Source organism: Nonomuraea sp. NPDC050733, from assembly GCF_040654215.1.
GTDB lineage: Bacteria > Actinomycetota > Actinomycetes > Streptosporangiales > Streptosporangiaceae > Nonomuraea.
Genome location: NZ_JBFAHO010000039.1, coordinates 63288 through 77243, shown reverse-complemented (window position 1 = coordinate 77243; position 13956 = coordinate 63288). Strand labels below are relative to the sequence as shown.

Here is a 13956-nt window from a genome sequence, read left to right as displayed (position 1 = left end):
CACAAGTGGGCCGACTCGGACCAGCATCCCGGGCCGGTCAAGCAGTTCCAAGACGAATGGAACGGGGCTGGTGCGATCCTCGCGGGACGGCGGACCGCTGAGCTCATGGACCACTGGGGCGGCTCTCACGGCGGTCTGCCGATCTTCGTCCCCAGTCACCGGCCGCCCAGCCCGGCCGCCCGGTGGGGTTATCCGCTGGTGACCTACGTGAACGACGGGATCGAAAGCGCTATGGCGCAGGCGAAGGCCGCCGCCGGGGAACGGGACGTCCAGATTCGTGGCGGCGCGTACACGGTGCAGCAGGCCCTCCAGGCCGGGGTGCTGGATGAAGTGCAGATCCATCACATTCCAGTACTCCTGGGCGCAGGACGCCGGTTGTTCGACGTCCTGCCGTCGGAGATCGAGTTGGAGATCATTCAGGTGATCGACACCCCAGAGGCCACCCACATCCGCTACCGCGTCCGCCGCTGAGCCGATCGGCCACGGACCGGGCACTAACGCAGGATCATCAGCGGACACAAGTGCTGTCATGGTCGTCATCTTCCCCTGTCAAGATCCCTCCCGATGCAGGGTTGGTCCGAACGCTTCGCGAGCGGTGGCAAGGTAGGTCCGGGCGTTGCAACGTTCACCCGGACGAGACAGCGGGGCGGGCCGCGTCAGCAGGTCGCCGACACCGCGATCGCGGAGCAAGTTAGTAGATAAGACAGCCTTAGCGTTCCGTCCGGGACGCAAGCTCGCTGTGATGGATCAATGGATCCCGCCGGCGAGAGCACCCTCAGCACCCGCGTACAGCAGCGCCTGCAGTCCCGCACCTGCGGCTGGTGCGGCAGCCTCATCCCCTACTCCGGGCGCGGCCGGCCGCCGACCTACTGCAGCAAGGCGCACCGCAACCGCGCCTGGGAAGTGCGCACCGCCGAAGCCCGCCTGCAGCGCGACATCGCCACCGCGGCCGCGACCACCGAACCGGTGCGCGAGGTCATCACCGAGACCGTCACCCACACCCAGACTCGCGTCCAGACGCGCCTGGACCCCGAACCAGTGAGGCGAGTCGTTCTCTCATCGCGTCGGCGCCGTCGAGACGTTCGCTGATCTCGACCTCCCATCGGCCGCTGTCCAGTGCTTCTATCACCACGAGGAGTCCGGGACGTCCGGATAGCGGCCTCGACAGAAGGTGCGGGGAGTCGGCGGCCACGATGAGACAGTCGTGCACCTGGTCCAGGCGGGAGGCGGCGTCCGTCAGCTCGCGCCAGGTCATGCGGTATCCGGTGGCGGAGGTCTGGACGAGGTCCTCGAAGGCCGGCATCGTCATGCCCCGGGGCGCGACACCGACCGCCCAGAGGTCGAAGATGCTCCACGCCCACGTGTTCTCGGGCAGCACGCCGAGAATCCGGTGCAGCTGGACGGTGCCCCCGGAGGGTGGGTGCATGGGGATCACGACGGCCGTCATGCCACCGGACTCTAGACGCGCCCGCTCATCTCCATGGAGAAGTTAAAAGCGACATATAGGCAGATAAGGGTTAAACTGCCAAGGCGTTTACCTCTCCCTGGAGAAATCCGATGCACCAGATTGTTCACGTGCGACCGGTCGACGACGCGGTGGGGCACGAGATGTCCCCGCAGTGCGTGTGCGGCCCCGTGGGCCAGGAAGTCAGCCTGAAGGTCAGCGGGCAGGCCGTCGGCACCATCTACCGGCATCACCCCCTCAGCCCCTGTCACGAATGGGAGGCGTCCGCCTCATAGCCCCCGGGGTGAAACTCATGGCCGCCCGCGCGGGCGCAACGCGCTGACGACGATCGTGATGGCCGAGGTGACGATGACCAGGTCGAACACCGTCTGCACGATGACCGCCGCCTTCGCCCCCTGCCCGACGGGGACGACGTCGCCGTACCCGATCGTGCCCAGCGTCACCACCGCGAAGTACAGCGCGTCCAGCCTGGTGCGGATGCCGGCGAACTGATCGGCCATCACCACGTACGTGGCCGCGAAGAAGACCACCACCACGTTGACGCCGGTCAGCAGCATCGTGACCTGCTCCACCAGGAGGCGGTCCGGGCGCAGCGCCCGCTGCACCTGCCGGGTGAGCAGCCAGGTCAGGACGACCAGACCCACCAGGGACGCGAAGACGCGCCACTGGAACAAGCCGCCTCCGGGCCCCGCCTGGGGCAGTGGCACGACGAAGTAGAGGCCGGTGACGACCGCGATGGCGCCCGCCGTCCGCGTCCATGCCAGCATGCGGGCTCCGTAAGGGGACATGCGGTCAGCATTCCTCGGTCATCCGGCGCGCAACGTGGGACACGGTAGGGAATCGCCGAAGAATGTCCACGATCTTCTCCGTCTCGGAGATGACGCCCCGTCGCTCCGCAGGCGGACGACGGCCGGTGCCCGCGGCTCCTAACGTCTGCGGCATGTTCAACGACCAGGTGACATTTCGCCGCGTGGCGGCCGGCACCGTCCTCATCGTGGCCCCGCTGCTCCAGGCCGTGGCCGTCGTCGTCGATCCCGGCACCTGGGGCGACGACAGGGAGGCGGTCAGCTACGGGGCCAACCCCGCGCTCGCGCAGACCGAATCGGCGCTCTACCACTGGAGCTGGATGCTGATGGCCGTCGCGGCCCTCGGCCTGGCCCATCTCACCCGGCGCAAGGCGACCACGCTCGGCCACATCGCGGGCGCGGCGACGGTCATCGGGTACATCTCCACCTCCGCGCTGCTGATGAGCGACCCGGTCGAGTGGTGGCTGGGCCGGCACTACCCGCCGGAGCAGGCGCAGAAGATCCTCGACGAGATGCTGAACCTGCCCGGCGTCGTCATCGGCTTCCAGATGCCGTGGATCTTCTTCGCGGTCCTCGGCCTGCCGCTGCTGACCGTGGCCGTGTGGCGGGCGGGCTTCGTCGGCTGGTGGGTGCCGCTGCTGGTGTTCATCGGGTACGTCGCCTCCTTCCCCCTGGAGTACGGGCCCGCGACCGTGGCGTTCTGGATCCTGCCGGTGATCGGCCTGGGCTGGACGGGGCTGAAGATCCTGCGCATGGGTGACGAGGCGTGGGCCTCCTACTATCCGTCGGCCGCCCACGACAGGACGGCCGTCCCGGCCCGGGGATAGGCCGTCATGTGGGCAGGGGGCGGTCGTCCACCACGTGCTTCATCACGAGGGTGGAGTTCAGCCTCTGCACGCCGGGGAGCGCGGCGAGAACGTCGTCCTCCAGCTCCTGGTACGCGGTCAGGTCGGCGGTGACGATCCGCAGCAGGTAGTCCGGATCGCCGAACAGCCGCTGTGCCTGCACCACCTCCGGCACCCGGGCGACGGCGGCCTCGAACCCCAGGAGCGTCTCGCGGTCCTCCTGGCGCATGGTGACGAACACCAGCGCCTGGAACGTCAGCCCGAGGGCCGCGGCGTCCACGATCGCCCGGTAGCCGCGGATCGTCCCGCCGCGTTCGAGTTCCCGGAGCCGGCGATGGCACGGCGACACGCTGAGGCCCACCCGCGCCGCCAGCTCGGTGACCGTCAGACGGCCGTCCTGCTGAAGCAGAGCAAGAATCTTCCGGTCGATCGCGTCCATGAAGCAGATCCTTCCACCCAGGCGCCTCACGCGGGCGAAAGTTGGAAGCCTATTCGGCGCGATGAGCACTATTCTCCCCGTATGACCAGCTAGCGGGGGGATTCTGCTCCATGGCCGCCAGTTCCGTGCTCGCCTTCTGGGCGGTCACCCTCCTGCTCATCGTCGTCCCGGGCGCCGACTGGGCGTTCACCATCGGCGCCGGGCTGCACGGCCGCTCCGTGACCCCGGCGGTGGGTGGGCTGGTCGTCGGCTACGCGGCCATCACCGTCGTCGTCGCGGCCGGCGTGGGCGCCCTGGTCGCCGGGAACCCGGTCATCCTCACCGGCCTCACCCTGGTGGGCGGCCTCTACCTGGTGTGGCACGGCGCCATGACCGTCGCCCGTCCCTCCACCCCCGCCTTCTCGCGGGAGGCCGCCGCCGGCACCGACAGGGCCGTCTTCCTGCGCGGCATCGGCGTCAGCGCGCTCAACCCAAAGGGCCTGCTGATCTTCCTTGCCCTGCTCCCCCAGTTCACGAACCTGAACGGCGCCTGGCCGGTGTCCGCGCAGATCGGGGTGCTCGGCCTGACCTTCATGACCACCTGCGGGCTGTTCTACCTCGGCGTGGGCCGGCTCACCCGGGTCGCCCTGCACGGCCGTCCCGCCGCCGCCCGCCTCGTCAGCCGCCTGTCGGGAGCCGCCATGGCCGTCATCGGCGCCTGGATCATCATCGACCACCTGCTGCGCTGAGCGGCGCCCCGCCCGGCGGGCAAACCGCTTGCCGGAGGTCCGGGCCCTCGAACATGATCGGGTATGACGGTGACGCGGGAGCTGCTCGCCTACTACGAACAGGACAGGGAGCACGGCAGGTTGCGCGAGGGGCGCGGCCGGTGGGAGTTCTGGCGCACGCAGGACGTGCTGCGCCGGACACTGCCGCCGGCGCCGGCGCGGGTGCTGGACGTGGGCGGCGGAACCGGGGTGCACGCCGAGTGGCTGAGCGCGGACGGCTACGACGTTGAGCTGCTGGATCCGGTCCCGCTGCACGTCGAGCGCGCCTCGCAACTGCACGGGGTGAGCGCGCGGCTGGGCGACGCGCGGCGTCTGCCGGTTCCGGACGCGAGCGTGGACGCGGTTCTCCTGCTGGGGCCGCTCTACCACCTTTCCGAGCGAGCCGACCGGGTGCGGGCCCTGTCGGAGGCCCGGCGCGCCGTACGGCCGGGCGGCCTGGTGGCGAAGAGCGTGCCGTCGCTCCTCAGCGGACACCTGCTGACCGTCGCCCACCGGGACCCTCACAGCTGAGCGGCCGCGTGCCTCGTGGTCAGGGCTTCCTGGGCGTCGGTGATGCGGGCGATCATCGCCGCCGCCAGGGCCGCGACGACGATCCACAGCGCGACGCTCCCCATGTCGGCCATGGCCACGACCGCCCAGCCCTCCAGGTCCTCCAGGGAGTCCACCTCGTCGGCCTGGCCGAGGACGCGGCCGGCCACGTAGGTCACCGAGGAGGTGAGAACCCAGAGCGTCCACCAGGCGGTGATCACCCGGAGCCGGCGCGGCGGGGCGGCCGGCCGGGAGGCGGCCCAGATGTCGTCGACCAGCTGCTTGGGGTACCAGAAGCAGACGATCGGCACGGCCCAGGCGAGGACGAGCCAGGGCCTGGGATGCCGGTGCCCGTCCGGCGCCAGCAGCTCGGCGTTCGACCGGACCCGGAAGAGCCAGACGAGGAACGCCACGGCGGCCACCACGAACGTCCCCGTCTGCACGAACCCGGAGCCGGTGTAGACGAGGTCGCTCGCGTCGAGCTCGGCGTCGCTGACGGAGTAGGGGTCGGTCAGCAGGCGGTCGATGACCGACACCTCCCACGCGTCAGACGCGGCGGACGCCAGGCCCGCCAGGCAGTCGAGCGCGAGCGCGCCGAGAGCGAGGTTGGCCAGGCGGCGTACCGGCCGCAGCGGCAGCGGTGGCTGCCATGCCGATGGCGACGGTGGGGGGTACACGTCACGCCCTTCACGACGGATCCGATGAAACGACCCGCCAGTATCACCGGCCCGGCGGGCCCTGCGAGAGGGCGTCTTCCACCCGGCACCCTTTCGTGATCAACTTGCGACTCCCCGGCCGCGTCCGCTGCTGCCGTAGGAAAGCCTTAAGAAGGTGGTAAACGGGCCACGCCAAGCTGAAGGCACATGAGGACGGCGGCCCTCCCGGGGCCCCGCGACGAAACGCGACAGAGGGAGCAGAAGATGGCAAGCAGGCTGGTGGTCTCGGCGTTCGTTTCGCTGGACGGCGTCATGCAGGGCCCCGGCGGCCCCGGCGAGGACGACTCCCACGGCTTCCCGCACGGCGGATGGCTGCCCCCGCACGTGGACGAGGGGTTCGGCGAGATCATGGGCGAGCAGCTCGACCGCGCGGACGGGATGCTCCTGGGGCGCAGGTCGTACGACATCCTCTCCTCGCACTGGCCGAACGTGCCGGACGAGGAGGGCGGCGCCGAGATCAACGGCATGCCCAAGTACGTCGCCACGAGGTCGCCGATGGAGGCCACCTGGCGCAACACCCGGGTGCTGGTGGGCGACGCCGCCCGGACGGTCGCCGACCTGAAGCGCGAGACCGACGGCGAGATCCTCGTCCAGGGCAGCAGCGACCTGCTCCGCACCCTGCAGCGGGCCGAGCTGGTCGACGAGTACCGCCTGCTGGTCTTCCCCGTCATCCTGGGCGAGGGGAAGCGTCTCTTCGCCGAGGGCACCGCCCCTGCCGGGCTGAAGCTCACCGGATCGAGGACCACGGGTGCCGGCGTCGTCTACGTCACCTACGACTGGGCGGGCAAGCCCTCGTACGGCTCCGTCGTCTGACGCACACGCGGGCCGGACCCTTCACGGCCCGGCGCGTCACCGGCCCGGCGGGTCCGGGGGCCGGGTCCGGCCGAGCTCGGCCAGGCGGGTCAGGGCGGGCAGGGCGCCGGCGATCGCCCGCCGCTGCTCGGCGGTCAGCCGCGCGACCAGCTGGCCGTCTCGACGCCTTCGCCCTGCGGGTGCCCGTCCCCACCGGCTCGGTCACCGACCTGATCGTCACCACCCGCCGTCCCACCACCGTGCAGGAGGTCCAGGAGGCCTACGCCGAGGCCGCCGCGGGCCCGTACAAGGGGCTGCCGTCCTACACCGAGGCGCCCATCGTCAGCACCGACATCGTCACCGACCCCGCGTCCCGCGTCTTCGACGCCAAGCTCACCCGGGTGCTGGGCACGCAGGTCAAGGTCGTCGGCTGGTACGACAACGAGTGGGGCTACTCCAACCGCCTCATCGACCTGGCCCTCCTCGTGGGTGCACGCTGTAGCCGTCGCTGTTCGATAAGATGAACGTATGGTTCATCAAAAGCAGCAGCCGGCGTACCTGGAGGACACGTACCTCACCGACGTCACCACGGCCGTCGTCGCGGCCGGGCGCGACGACGGCGGTGCGTGGGTGGCGGTGCGGGACAACATCTTCCATCCGCAGGGCGGCGGCCAGCCCGCCGATCGCGGCCGGCTGGACGAGTGCGAGGTCGTCCCGGTACGGCATGCCGGGACCGGTCTCGTGGTCCTCCAGGCCGTCGAGGGCGCCGGGCTGGACGACCTGTCGGAGGGCGACGTCGTCCACGCGCGCGTCGACGACGGCCTGCGCCTGCTGCACGCCGCCCTGCACACCACCGGCCACCTCGTCGAGGCGGCGACCCGGGCCGAGGGGTGGACGATGGCCGCCAGCAACCACTTCCCCGGCCAGGCCCGCATCGAGCTCACACCGTCCGAGACGGGAACACGCCTCGCCGACCCCGAGGACCGGGAGAAGGCCGCCGACCGGCTGCGCGCGTTCGTGGCCGCGGCCGTCGCCGAGGACCTGCCGGTCATCGCCGGGCGCGACGACGAGGGGCGCCGCGTCGTACGGCTGGGCGACCTGCACGCCGCCCCGTGCGGCGGCACGCACGTGCGCAGCCTCGCCGACCTGGAGCGGGTGACGATCCCCTCGGTGAGGCTGAAGAAGGGCCGCGTCCGCGTCTCCTACACCGCCTCCCACCGGCTGCCACGATGAGCGCCCCCGGCGAGGACCGCGAGGCCGCCGACCGGGAGCACCGGCCTGCCAGCAGCGCCGGCGACCGGGAGCGCCGGCCCGTGAGCAGTGCCGCCGACCGGGATCGGCGGCCCGCCAGCAGCGCCGCCGCCGCAGCCGGCGCCCAGGTGCAGCGTCGCCGGCTGCAGCGCGGGATGAGCCAGGCCGAGCTGGCCCGGCGGACCGGGCTGAGCAAGGCGACGCTGTCGCAGCTGGAGGCGGGCACGGGCAACCCCACCGTCGACACGCTCGACGCCATCGCCGTCGCCCTGGCCGTCCCCCTCACCGACCTGCTCGCCCGCCACGCCGGCCCCGGCACCGTGCACCTCCCTGCCACCCCGGCCGCCGGCGACGGTCCCACGAGGGAGCTGCTGCGGCGGATCAGCGGCGGCCACAGCCTGGAGATCTGGCGGCTGCGGCTCCCCGCGGGCACCACCGTCGACGGCGTCCCCCACGCGCCCGGCACGACCGAGCATCTGCTGGTCGCGTCGGGCGGCCTCGTCGCCGGTCCGGCCGACGACCCCCGCCGCCTGGACGCGGGCGACATGCTGGCCTTCGCCGGGGACGCGCCGCACCGCTACCGCACCGGTGACGTCCCCGCGGACGTCACCGTCGTCATCGCCTCCCCCGTCGCCGGGGACACCGGCTGAGCCCGCCGGACGACCCGCGCGCGCTCCGGCTCGTGGACGTGCCGTGACGGCCTGCGGAGGAAGGGGATCTGGCGTAACGTACGTTCCCCGCACGAATCGCTCCAGCACCGATGAGCCGGTGACCGGTGTAACGATTGCCGGTGAACCGGGCCCGCGACATGACGGCCTTACGCCAGTCATGGAACGCTACATCCCCGTCGTCTACCAAGGATCGGATGGGAATCAGGTGTCATCGGGTTTCCCTGCGTCGTCAGGGCGGGGACGTTCCAGGTGGAAGGCGGCCTCGGCCGCGGCGGTCGTCGCGGCGGCGCTCGCCCTCGCGGGCTGCTCTCCGGAGAACACCACGGGCAACGGCACGGGCGACAAGGCGCCCACCTCGGAGGCGCCGGGAGCCTCCGCGCCGCCCGCGGCCGGTGAGATCCGCAAGCCGCCGCCGGTGGACGCCGCCTGGCCGCGCTGGGGCTTCACCCACACGGGCGTCAGCGCGAACAACGTCAGCCCGCAGTTCGAGCAGGACGTGGCGGGCGCGCTGGCCCGGACGCCGATGCTGCAGAACCAGCACATCATGGGCTTCGGCGCGCTCAACCCGGAGCCGCGCCCCGGCGAGTTCTTCTGGGAGGACCTCGACAGCAGGGTGAACCTCATGCGCGAGTCGGGCGCCACCCCGGTCATGACGCTGTGCTGCGCCCCCGACTGGATGAAGGGCGGCCCCCAGGGCCCGACCGAGGAGTCGGCGTGGAAGGAGCACCTGGAGGACGCCCCGTACCCGGAGCACTTCGACGACTTCGCCAAGCTCGCCGCCGCCGTCGCCACCCGCTACACCGACGTGAAGTACTTCATGGTCTGGAACGAGCTGAAGGGCTTCTGGCGGGACCACGCCAAGCCGGCGGACATCAAGGGCTATACGGAGCTGTACAACAAGGTGTACGCGGCGGTCAAGGCGGCCCGCCCGGACGCCCAGGTCGGCGGCCCGTACATCGGCTTCGACAGCGACAACGAAGGCTCGTCGAAGCTGCGCGGCCCGTGGGGCGTGGTCAACCAGAACGCGCTGGACGCCTTCGAGTACTGGTTCAAGAACAAGAAGGGCGCCGACTTCGTCGTGGTGGACGGCGCCTCCCCCACCGAGACGCATGAGCTGCGGCCGGACGATTTCGGGGCGGTGGCCAAGTTCGGCGCGATCACCGCGTGGCTGCGCGAGCGGACCGGTGACCTGCCGGTCTGGTGGTCGGAGTGGTACGTCGTGCCGGAGGACGGCACCACGTGGCCCGAGCCGAAGCGCCTGGCCGTGCAGGCCGTGTCGATGATGGAGTTCGCCCGCAGCGGCGCCGCCACGGCCCTGTACTGGAACCCGCAGGCCAAGGAGGGGGAATGCCGGGGCTGCATGTGGGCGCCCGGCACCGGCGCGATGCTGCCGACCGGGCAGCTGGTGAGCGAGTTCGCCCGCTGGTTCCCCGCGGGGGCCGAGCTGGAGGATGTCACCTCCTCCGACCCGCGGGTCCGCGTGCTGGCGCAGGAGCAGCAGCTGCTGGCGGTCAACACGGCGGACCAGGCCGTCACGGCGACCGTGGACGGCAAGCAGGTCGCGCTCCAGCCGTACGAGATCAAGTGGAGCGGCCGCTAGAACGTCGCGGCCGCCCGGCACCGGGAGTCAGGGTGCCGTGGTCGCGACGGGGAGGATCACCGCCGACGGGTGCTCCGGGTCGTGGTGGACGGCCTGGTCGGCGGCCCGGAGCGTGGTGGCGGTGGCGTGCGGCTCGCCGGTGCCCGGGTTGCGGGCGTACCGCGGGAAGGCGCCGCTGGAGACCTGCACCCTGATGCGGTGGCCGCGCCTGAACCGGTGCGCGGCCGGCCACAGCCGGACGTCGGCGCGGGTGATCTCACCGGCTCCCGACAGGCTGGTCAGGCCGTCGCAGACGTTGACGGAGCGGCCGTCCGGGCCCACGTCGCAGAGCCGGACGAAGACGTCGGCGTGGGAGAGGCTGGAGCGGAACCAGATCTCGGCGGCGACCTCGCCGACCACCTCGACGTCCGCGCCGAGCACGCCGGTGGTGTAGGTGAGCACGTCCGCGCGGGCCTCCAGGGCCGTGTTGTCGACGCGGCCCCCGTCGGACATGCGCACGCCGCCGGCCGCGGGCGTCGGGTCCGCCGGGTCGTAGCGGTACCGGTCGGGCTCCGACTCGCGGGGCGGCTCGCCGTCCAGCGCGCCGCCCGGCTGGAGGTGGAACCGCCGCGGGATGTAGCCCTCGGGCGGCCACGACGCGAAGTCCCGCCAGGACTCCTCGCCCGTCACGTACAGGCGCACCGGCGCGCGGTGCGGCGGCTCCTCGCCGCGCGCGTGGGCCAGCCCGAACTCGACGGCCTCGATCACCGCCGTGTTCGTGAACGTCGCGTGCGTCCACGGGCCGACCGTCAGCCGGGCCGGCCGCCCCGCCTCCTGCAACGCGCGGAAGTCGCGGAGCTGGCCGGGCAGGAAGACGTCGTACCAGCCGCCGATGGAGCTGACCGGCACGGTCACCTCGGCCACCCGATGGCGGTGATCGAGGCCGGCCCAGCGTGGGTGGGCGGCGTCGTGGGAGAGGACGTCCTGGATGTAGTCCGAGCGGCGGCCGATGGCGGCGACGTCGGCCCGGCCGAGCGGGAGCGTGGCCAGCGCGCGGCGCGTCCTCCTCGTCTGGAACGGCTGGCGGAGCATCGCCCAGCGGCGTTCCTGGACGGCCACCAGGACGCCCCACCCGAACGGCGTCTCCAGCGACAGGCCGTCGCCGCGCAGGAACTCCAGGGTCAGCGCCGACTCGGTCACCTGCGGGATCATCGCCTTGACCTGCGGCGGCAGCCGGTCGGCGACCGCCCACTGCACGTACCCCATGTAGCTCATGCCGGCCAGCACGATCGAGTCGCCGAACCACGGCTGCCGGACCACCCAGTCCAGCGTCGCCAGGCCGTCCTCGCGCTCCTGCCGCAACGGGTCGAAGGCCCCGCCGGAGCCGAAGCCGCCGCGGGTGCTCTGGATCAGCACCTGGTAGCCGCGTTCGGCCAGCGGCCTGGCCATGACCAGGGCCAGCGGCCCCCGCCTGCCGTACGGGCAGCGGATCAGCGCGGTCGGCAGCCCCTCTCCCCCGGCCCGCGGCGCCCACCGGTCGGCCAGCAGCTCGACGCCGTCGGGCATCGGGACCCGCAGGTCCCGCTGGACGACCAGGTCCCTTGTCAGGGGCGGGGGCAGCTCCAGGCGGCGCTCGATGAGACGGCTGATGACGTTCACCGGGTCTCCTCCCTGTCCTGCGGGGTGGTGGTGGCGTGCGGGAGCGTGGCGGGCGGGCTCATTCCGGCGGCCAGGGCGGACATCGTCCGCATCAGCCGGTCGGTGAACTCGTCGGGGTCGAGCGGGTCCTCGCCGTCCACCACCCAGGTGTTGACGCAGGCGGCCCCGCCGCCGGTCAGGAACGTGGCGAGGTCCTCGGCCGTGCGCGGGTCGAGCCGTTCGCCGTACAGGCGCTGGACGGCCTGCCGGTTGATCGGGATGAGCAGGCCGGTGAGCGCCCTGTTCAGGGCGAACGCGTACGAGCCGGTCAGCAGCGCCCGGTAGAACGCGCGGTGCCGCGCGAAGTGCCGCGCCGCGGCCAGCGCCCGGCTACGTCCGGCCGGTTCCCCGGGGTGCCCGGCCGGCGCGTTCGGTCCTTCCGTGACGCCCGGCAGCAGCTCGCGCCGGACGAGGTCGAGCGCGGCCTCCAGCAGCAGCGTGTCGCGGTCGCCGAACTGCTGGTACACCACCTGCCGGCTCACGTCGGCGGCCTCGGCGATGTCGGAGATCGCGACGGCCGCCGTTCCGCGTTCGGACACCAGGGCGACCGCGGCGCGCATGAGCGCGGACCGCGTCCGGCGCACCCGGCGGTCCTGAACGACCTGCTCGAACGTCATAACCCCAGATAATGGACAGACGTCAATAAATTTTCAAGTGTTATCACGAACAGGCCCGTACCGTCGTCTCCCCGGGAGAACGAGAGACGGCGGTCAGGACGGCGCAGGCAGTGGACAGGGGATTGCTCCTCGTCAGATGATCTCCGTCACGGGCTCGCCCGGCCGGCGCTCGGTCAGTCAGACCTCGACCCCCGCCGGACGGACGAATGTGACAGACCTGCATGGCGACGGCGGAGGGATTCTCTTGCGCAGGACGGTTACGTGGCTGTCTCTGGTGTTACTGCTGTCCTCCTGCAGCCCGCTCTCTCGCGTATCGCCGGGCGAGTTCGAAGATCGCGCCCAGGAGGTGGCGGCGCGCTGGAACGGCTCGGCCGACGACCGCGCCTGGCGTGAGGGGCTGGTCGCCCTGGAGGAGCTCCCGAGTGGGCGGGAATGGGACCGCGTTCCGGCCTGGGCGAGCCTGAGCGCGCACAACGGCGTCTGGGAGCCGGCCACGGACCTCCCCGCCGACTCCCCTGCCCGCACCCGCCTGCGCTGGCCGGACGGCTCGGCCCTGGACGTGCCGCTCGTTTCGGCGGCGAGCGCGTACGCGTCCTTCAGCCGACCGGCTGCCTTCATCGAGGAGGAGTGCCCCGCCAAGGGATGCCGCCCGCTCCGGGTGACCGGCGCCGAGCTGGGTGAGGCGCCGCTGAACACCAGCCGTGGCACGATCCGGGTGCCCGCCTGGATGTTCACCGTCAAGGGCGTCAAGCAGAAGTACGTCCACGTGGCGCTCGCCCCCTCAGCCGTCACGGCCCCGCCGAAGGGGGTGGAGGGGGACACCGAAGAGGTGACAGCGTACGACCTCGTCGCCGGCAGGCCGAAGGACGTGCTCCTCAAGTACGGCCACGGTTCCTGCGACCGCATCCATGGCACGCGCGCCTACGAGACCGACCGGCTCGTGGTGGTGGACGTGGACGAGGAGATGTCGGGCGGGTGGTGCAACCTCATGCTCAAGATCGGCACGATCCCCGTCACGCTCACGCGACCGCTCGGCGACCGCCTCGTCCTGGATTCCGGAACGGGATTGCCGGTGGCGCGGGGGCTGACGAGGCGATGACGGTGCCCGTCCGTGAATCCGTCGGACGGCTGGGTGGCCCGGCCAGGCCTACGGCTGTCCCAGATCACCGGTGAGGTGGTGCCGCACGAGGGGGGCCAGGATGGCGACGAGCGCTTCGCGGTCGAGCGAGGCGAGCGGCTCGACCTTCAGCACGTACCGGGCCGTCGCCACGCCCAGCAGGTGCGCGCCCGTGAGGTTCGCGCGCAGCTCGGCCCGGTCGGTCCCGATGGCGCGGGCGAGGGGCAGCATCACCTCGTCGGTCATGAACGCGGCCACCATCGCCGACGCGCTGGGCGAGGCCGACGCGCCGCGCACCACCGCGAGCAGCCGGGCCCCGGTGTCCGGGGCCTCCCAGAGCTCCAGGTAACGCCGCGCCAGCCGCTCCCCCAGGTGGTCGACGTCGACGTCGCGCACCAGCTCCGTCAGGGGCCGGGTGGGTGGATCGGCCCGCAGGGCGGCGTCGAAGAGCCCGTCCTTGCTGCCGAAGAACTGCAGGACCAGCGCGGGATCGACCCCGGCGGCCGAGGCGACGCCGCGGATGGTGGTCGCCAGGTAGCCCTGCTCGGCGAAGCTCCGCTGGGCGGCCGCCAGGATCGCCTCGCGCGTTCCCGACACTCCCGGCCGTCGCCCGCCGGCTCTCTTCTGACGTGTCTCGGTCACCCCGGCAGAGTAGCTCACCCTTG

Annotated in this window: 17 protein-coding genes and 1 pseudogene; 11 read left to right on the top strand and 7 right to left on the bottom strand. The window is 71.9% G+C overall.

All coding sequences use genetic code 11. From position 1 onward, the window contains the following. Positions 1 to 471 (top strand): dihydrofolate reductase family protein (locus tag AB0H64_RS36995; protein ID WP_357634236.1); only part of this gene is annotated, 471 nt, incomplete at its 5' end. Positions 472 to 991: 520 nt separating this feature from the next. On the opposite strand, the gene AB0H64_RS36990 is transcribed toward AB0H64_RS36995, so the two are convergent. Beyond that, a complete protein-coding gene (locus tag AB0H64_RS36990) occupies positions 992 to 1447 on the bottom strand; it encodes a hypothetical protein (RefSeq protein WP_357634233.1) in 456 nt (151 codons plus the stop codon). A gap of 110 nt (positions 1448 to 1557) precedes the next feature. Between AB0H64_RS36990 and AB0H64_RS36985 the strand changes: the two genes are divergently transcribed. Beyond that, on the top strand, positions 1558 to 1740 hold the full coding sequence (locus AB0H64_RS36985; protein WP_357634231.1) for a hypothetical protein: 183 nt from the start codon (positions 1558 to 1560) through the stop codon (positions 1738 to 1740). 15 nt (positions 1741 to 1755) lie between these two features. Here the strand turns inward: AB0H64_RS36985 and AB0H64_RS36980 are convergent, their stop codons facing one another. After that, positions 1756 to 2253: a potassium channel family protein gene (locus AB0H64_RS36980; protein WP_357634228.1), complete on the bottom strand. Its 498-nt coding sequence runs from the start codon at positions 2251 to 2253 to the stop codon at positions 1756 to 1758. A gap of 152 nt (positions 2254 to 2405) precedes the next feature. On the opposite strand from AB0H64_RS36980, the gene AB0H64_RS36975 reads away from it, so the two are divergent. Beyond that, positions 2406 to 3098 carry a hypothetical protein gene (locus AB0H64_RS36975; RefSeq protein ID WP_357634225.1) on the top strand — a complete coding sequence of 231 codons (693 nt, stop codon included), beginning with the start codon at positions 2406 to 2408 and terminating at the stop codon, positions 3096 to 3098. A 4-nt stretch (positions 3099 to 3102) separates the two neighbouring features. Here AB0H64_RS36975 and AB0H64_RS36970 read toward each other — a convergent pair whose 3' ends face one another. Next, positions 3103 to 3555, bottom strand: coding sequence for an Lrp/AsnC family transcriptional regulator (locus AB0H64_RS36970; protein WP_310713806.1), 453 nt, complete (start codon positions 3553 to 3555; stop codon positions 3103 to 3105). A gap of 110 nt (positions 3556 to 3665) precedes the next feature. On the opposite strand from AB0H64_RS36970, the gene AB0H64_RS36965 reads away from it, so the two are divergent. Both AB0H64_RS36965 and AB0H64_RS36960 read left to right on the top strand, forming a co-directional pair. Then, a complete protein-coding gene (locus tag AB0H64_RS36965; protein WP_357634222.1) occupies positions 3666 to 4283 on the top strand; it encodes a LysE family translocator in 618 nt (205 codons plus the stop codon). A gap of 63 nt (positions 4284 to 4346) precedes the next feature. Continuing rightward, positions 4347 to 4832: a class I SAM-dependent methyltransferase gene (locus tag AB0H64_RS36960; protein ID WP_357634219.1), complete on the top strand. Its 486-nt coding sequence runs from the start codon at positions 4347 to 4349 to the stop codon at positions 4830 to 4832. On the opposite strand, the gene AB0H64_RS36955 is transcribed toward AB0H64_RS36960, so the two are convergent. Continuing rightward, the gene (locus AB0H64_RS36955) at positions 4823 to 5527 is read right to left on the bottom strand and encodes a DUF4328 domain-containing protein (protein WP_357634216.1); all 705 of its coding nucleotides are present in this window, start codon (positions 5525 to 5527) and stop codon (positions 4823 to 4825) included. The two genes, AB0H64_RS36960 and AB0H64_RS36955, sit on opposite strands and share 10 nt — an antisense overlap. Before the next feature lie 243 nt (positions 5528 to 5770). Here AB0H64_RS36955 and AB0H64_RS36950 point away from each other — a divergent pair, with 243 nt between their 5' ends. The 5 genes and pseudogenes from AB0H64_RS36950 (at position 5771) to AB0H64_RS36930 (ending at position 9880) form a co-directional block, all read left to right on the top strand. Next, complete coding sequence (locus tag AB0H64_RS36950) at positions 5771 to 6379, top strand: dihydrofolate reductase family protein (RefSeq protein WP_357634213.1); 609 nt, start codon at positions 5771 to 5773, stop codon at positions 6377 to 6379. Between the two features lie 152 nt (positions 6380 to 6531). After that, a pseudogene (locus AB0H64_RS36945) lies at positions 6532 to 6882 on the top strand (type I glyceraldehyde-3-phosphate dehydrogenase); the annotation flags it as partial. A 4-nt stretch (positions 6883 to 6886) separates the two neighbouring features. Then, positions 6887 to 7591: a hypothetical protein gene (locus AB0H64_RS36940; protein WP_357634210.1), complete on the top strand. Its 705-nt coding sequence runs from the start codon at positions 6887 to 6889 to the stop codon at positions 7589 to 7591. Continuing rightward, the gene (locus tag AB0H64_RS36935; RefSeq protein ID WP_357634207.1) at positions 7588 to 8259 is read left to right on the top strand and encodes a helix-turn-helix domain-containing protein; all 672 of its coding nucleotides are present in this window, start codon (positions 7588 to 7590) and stop codon (positions 8257 to 8259) included. Before AB0H64_RS36940 ends, AB0H64_RS36935 begins: the two co-directional genes overlap by 4 nt. Before the next feature lie 226 nt (positions 8260 to 8485). Then, on the top strand, positions 8486 to 9880 hold the full coding sequence (locus AB0H64_RS36930) for a xylan 1,4-beta-xylosidase (protein WP_357634204.1): 1395 nt from the start codon (positions 8486 to 8488) through the stop codon (positions 9878 to 9880). A gap of 27 nt (positions 9881 to 9907) precedes the next feature. Here the strand turns inward: AB0H64_RS36930 and AB0H64_RS36925 are convergent, their stop codons facing one another. Both AB0H64_RS36925 and AB0H64_RS36920 read right to left on the bottom strand, forming a co-directional pair. Beyond that, positions 9908 to 11518 (bottom strand): CocE/NonD family hydrolase, encoded by a 1611-nt coding sequence (locus tag AB0H64_RS36925; RefSeq protein WP_357634202.1) that lies wholly within the window; start codon positions 11516 to 11518, stop codon positions 9908 to 9910. After that, on the bottom strand, positions 11515 to 12174 hold the full coding sequence (locus tag AB0H64_RS36920) for a helix-turn-helix domain-containing protein (RefSeq protein WP_357634200.1): 660 nt from the start codon (positions 12172 to 12174) through the stop codon (positions 11515 to 11517). Before AB0H64_RS36920 ends, AB0H64_RS36925 begins: the two co-directional genes overlap by 4 nt. A gap of 244 nt (positions 12175 to 12418) precedes the next feature. Here AB0H64_RS36920 and AB0H64_RS36915 point away from each other — a divergent pair, with 244 nt between their 5' ends. Continuing rightward, entirely contained in the window at positions 12419 to 13273 is an 855-nt protein-coding gene (locus AB0H64_RS36915) for a hypothetical protein (protein WP_357634197.1), read from the top strand. Between the two features lie 48 nt (positions 13274 to 13321). Here the strand turns inward: AB0H64_RS36915 and AB0H64_RS36910 are convergent, their stop codons facing one another. Continuing rightward, positions 13322 to 13933: a TetR family transcriptional regulator gene (locus AB0H64_RS36910; protein ID WP_357634194.1), complete on the bottom strand. Its 612-nt coding sequence runs from the start codon at positions 13931 to 13933 to the stop codon at positions 13322 to 13324. Positions 13934 to 13956: the final 23 nt, after the last annotated feature.

Coding starts and splice junctions, on each gene's coding strand:
- AB0H64_RS36960 (WP_357634219.1), top strand. CDS start 4,347: ATGACGGTGACGCGGGAGCTGCTCGCCTACTACGAACAGGACAGGGAG.
- AB0H64_RS36980 (WP_357634228.1), bottom strand. CDS start 2,253: ATGTCCCCTTACGGAGCCCGCATGCTGGCATGGACGCGGACGGCGGGC.
- AB0H64_RS36970 (WP_310713806.1), bottom strand. CDS start 3,555: ATGGACGCGATCGACCGGAAGATTCTTGCTCTGCTTCAGCAGGACGGC.
- AB0H64_RS36935 (WP_357634207.1), top strand. CDS start 7,588: ATGAGCGCCCCCGGCGAGGACCGCGAGGCCGCCGACCGGGAGCACCGG.
- AB0H64_RS36950 (WP_357634213.1), top strand. CDS start 5,771: ATGGCAAGCAGGCTGGTGGTCTCGGCGTTCGTTTCGCTGGACGGCGTC.
- AB0H64_RS36940 (WP_357634210.1), top strand. CDS start 6,887: ATGGTTCATCAAAAGCAGCAGCCGGCGTACCTGGAGGACACGTACCTC.
- AB0H64_RS36920 (WP_357634200.1), bottom strand. CDS start 12,174: ATGACGTTCGAGCAGGTCGTTCAGGACCGCCGGGTGCGCCGGACGCGG.
- AB0H64_RS36985 (WP_357634231.1), top strand. CDS start 1,558: ATGCACCAGATTGTTCACGTGCGACCGGTCGACGACGCGGTGGGGCAC.
- AB0H64_RS36965 (WP_357634222.1), top strand. CDS start 3,666: ATGGCCGCCAGTTCCGTGCTCGCCTTCTGGGCGGTCACCCTCCTGCTC.
- AB0H64_RS36975 (WP_357634225.1), top strand. CDS start 2,406: ATGTTCAACGACCAGGTGACATTTCGCCGCGTGGCGGCCGGCACCGTC.
- AB0H64_RS36990 (WP_357634233.1), bottom strand. CDS start 1,447: ATGACGGCCGTCGTGATCCCCATGCACCCACCCTCCGGGGGCACCGTC.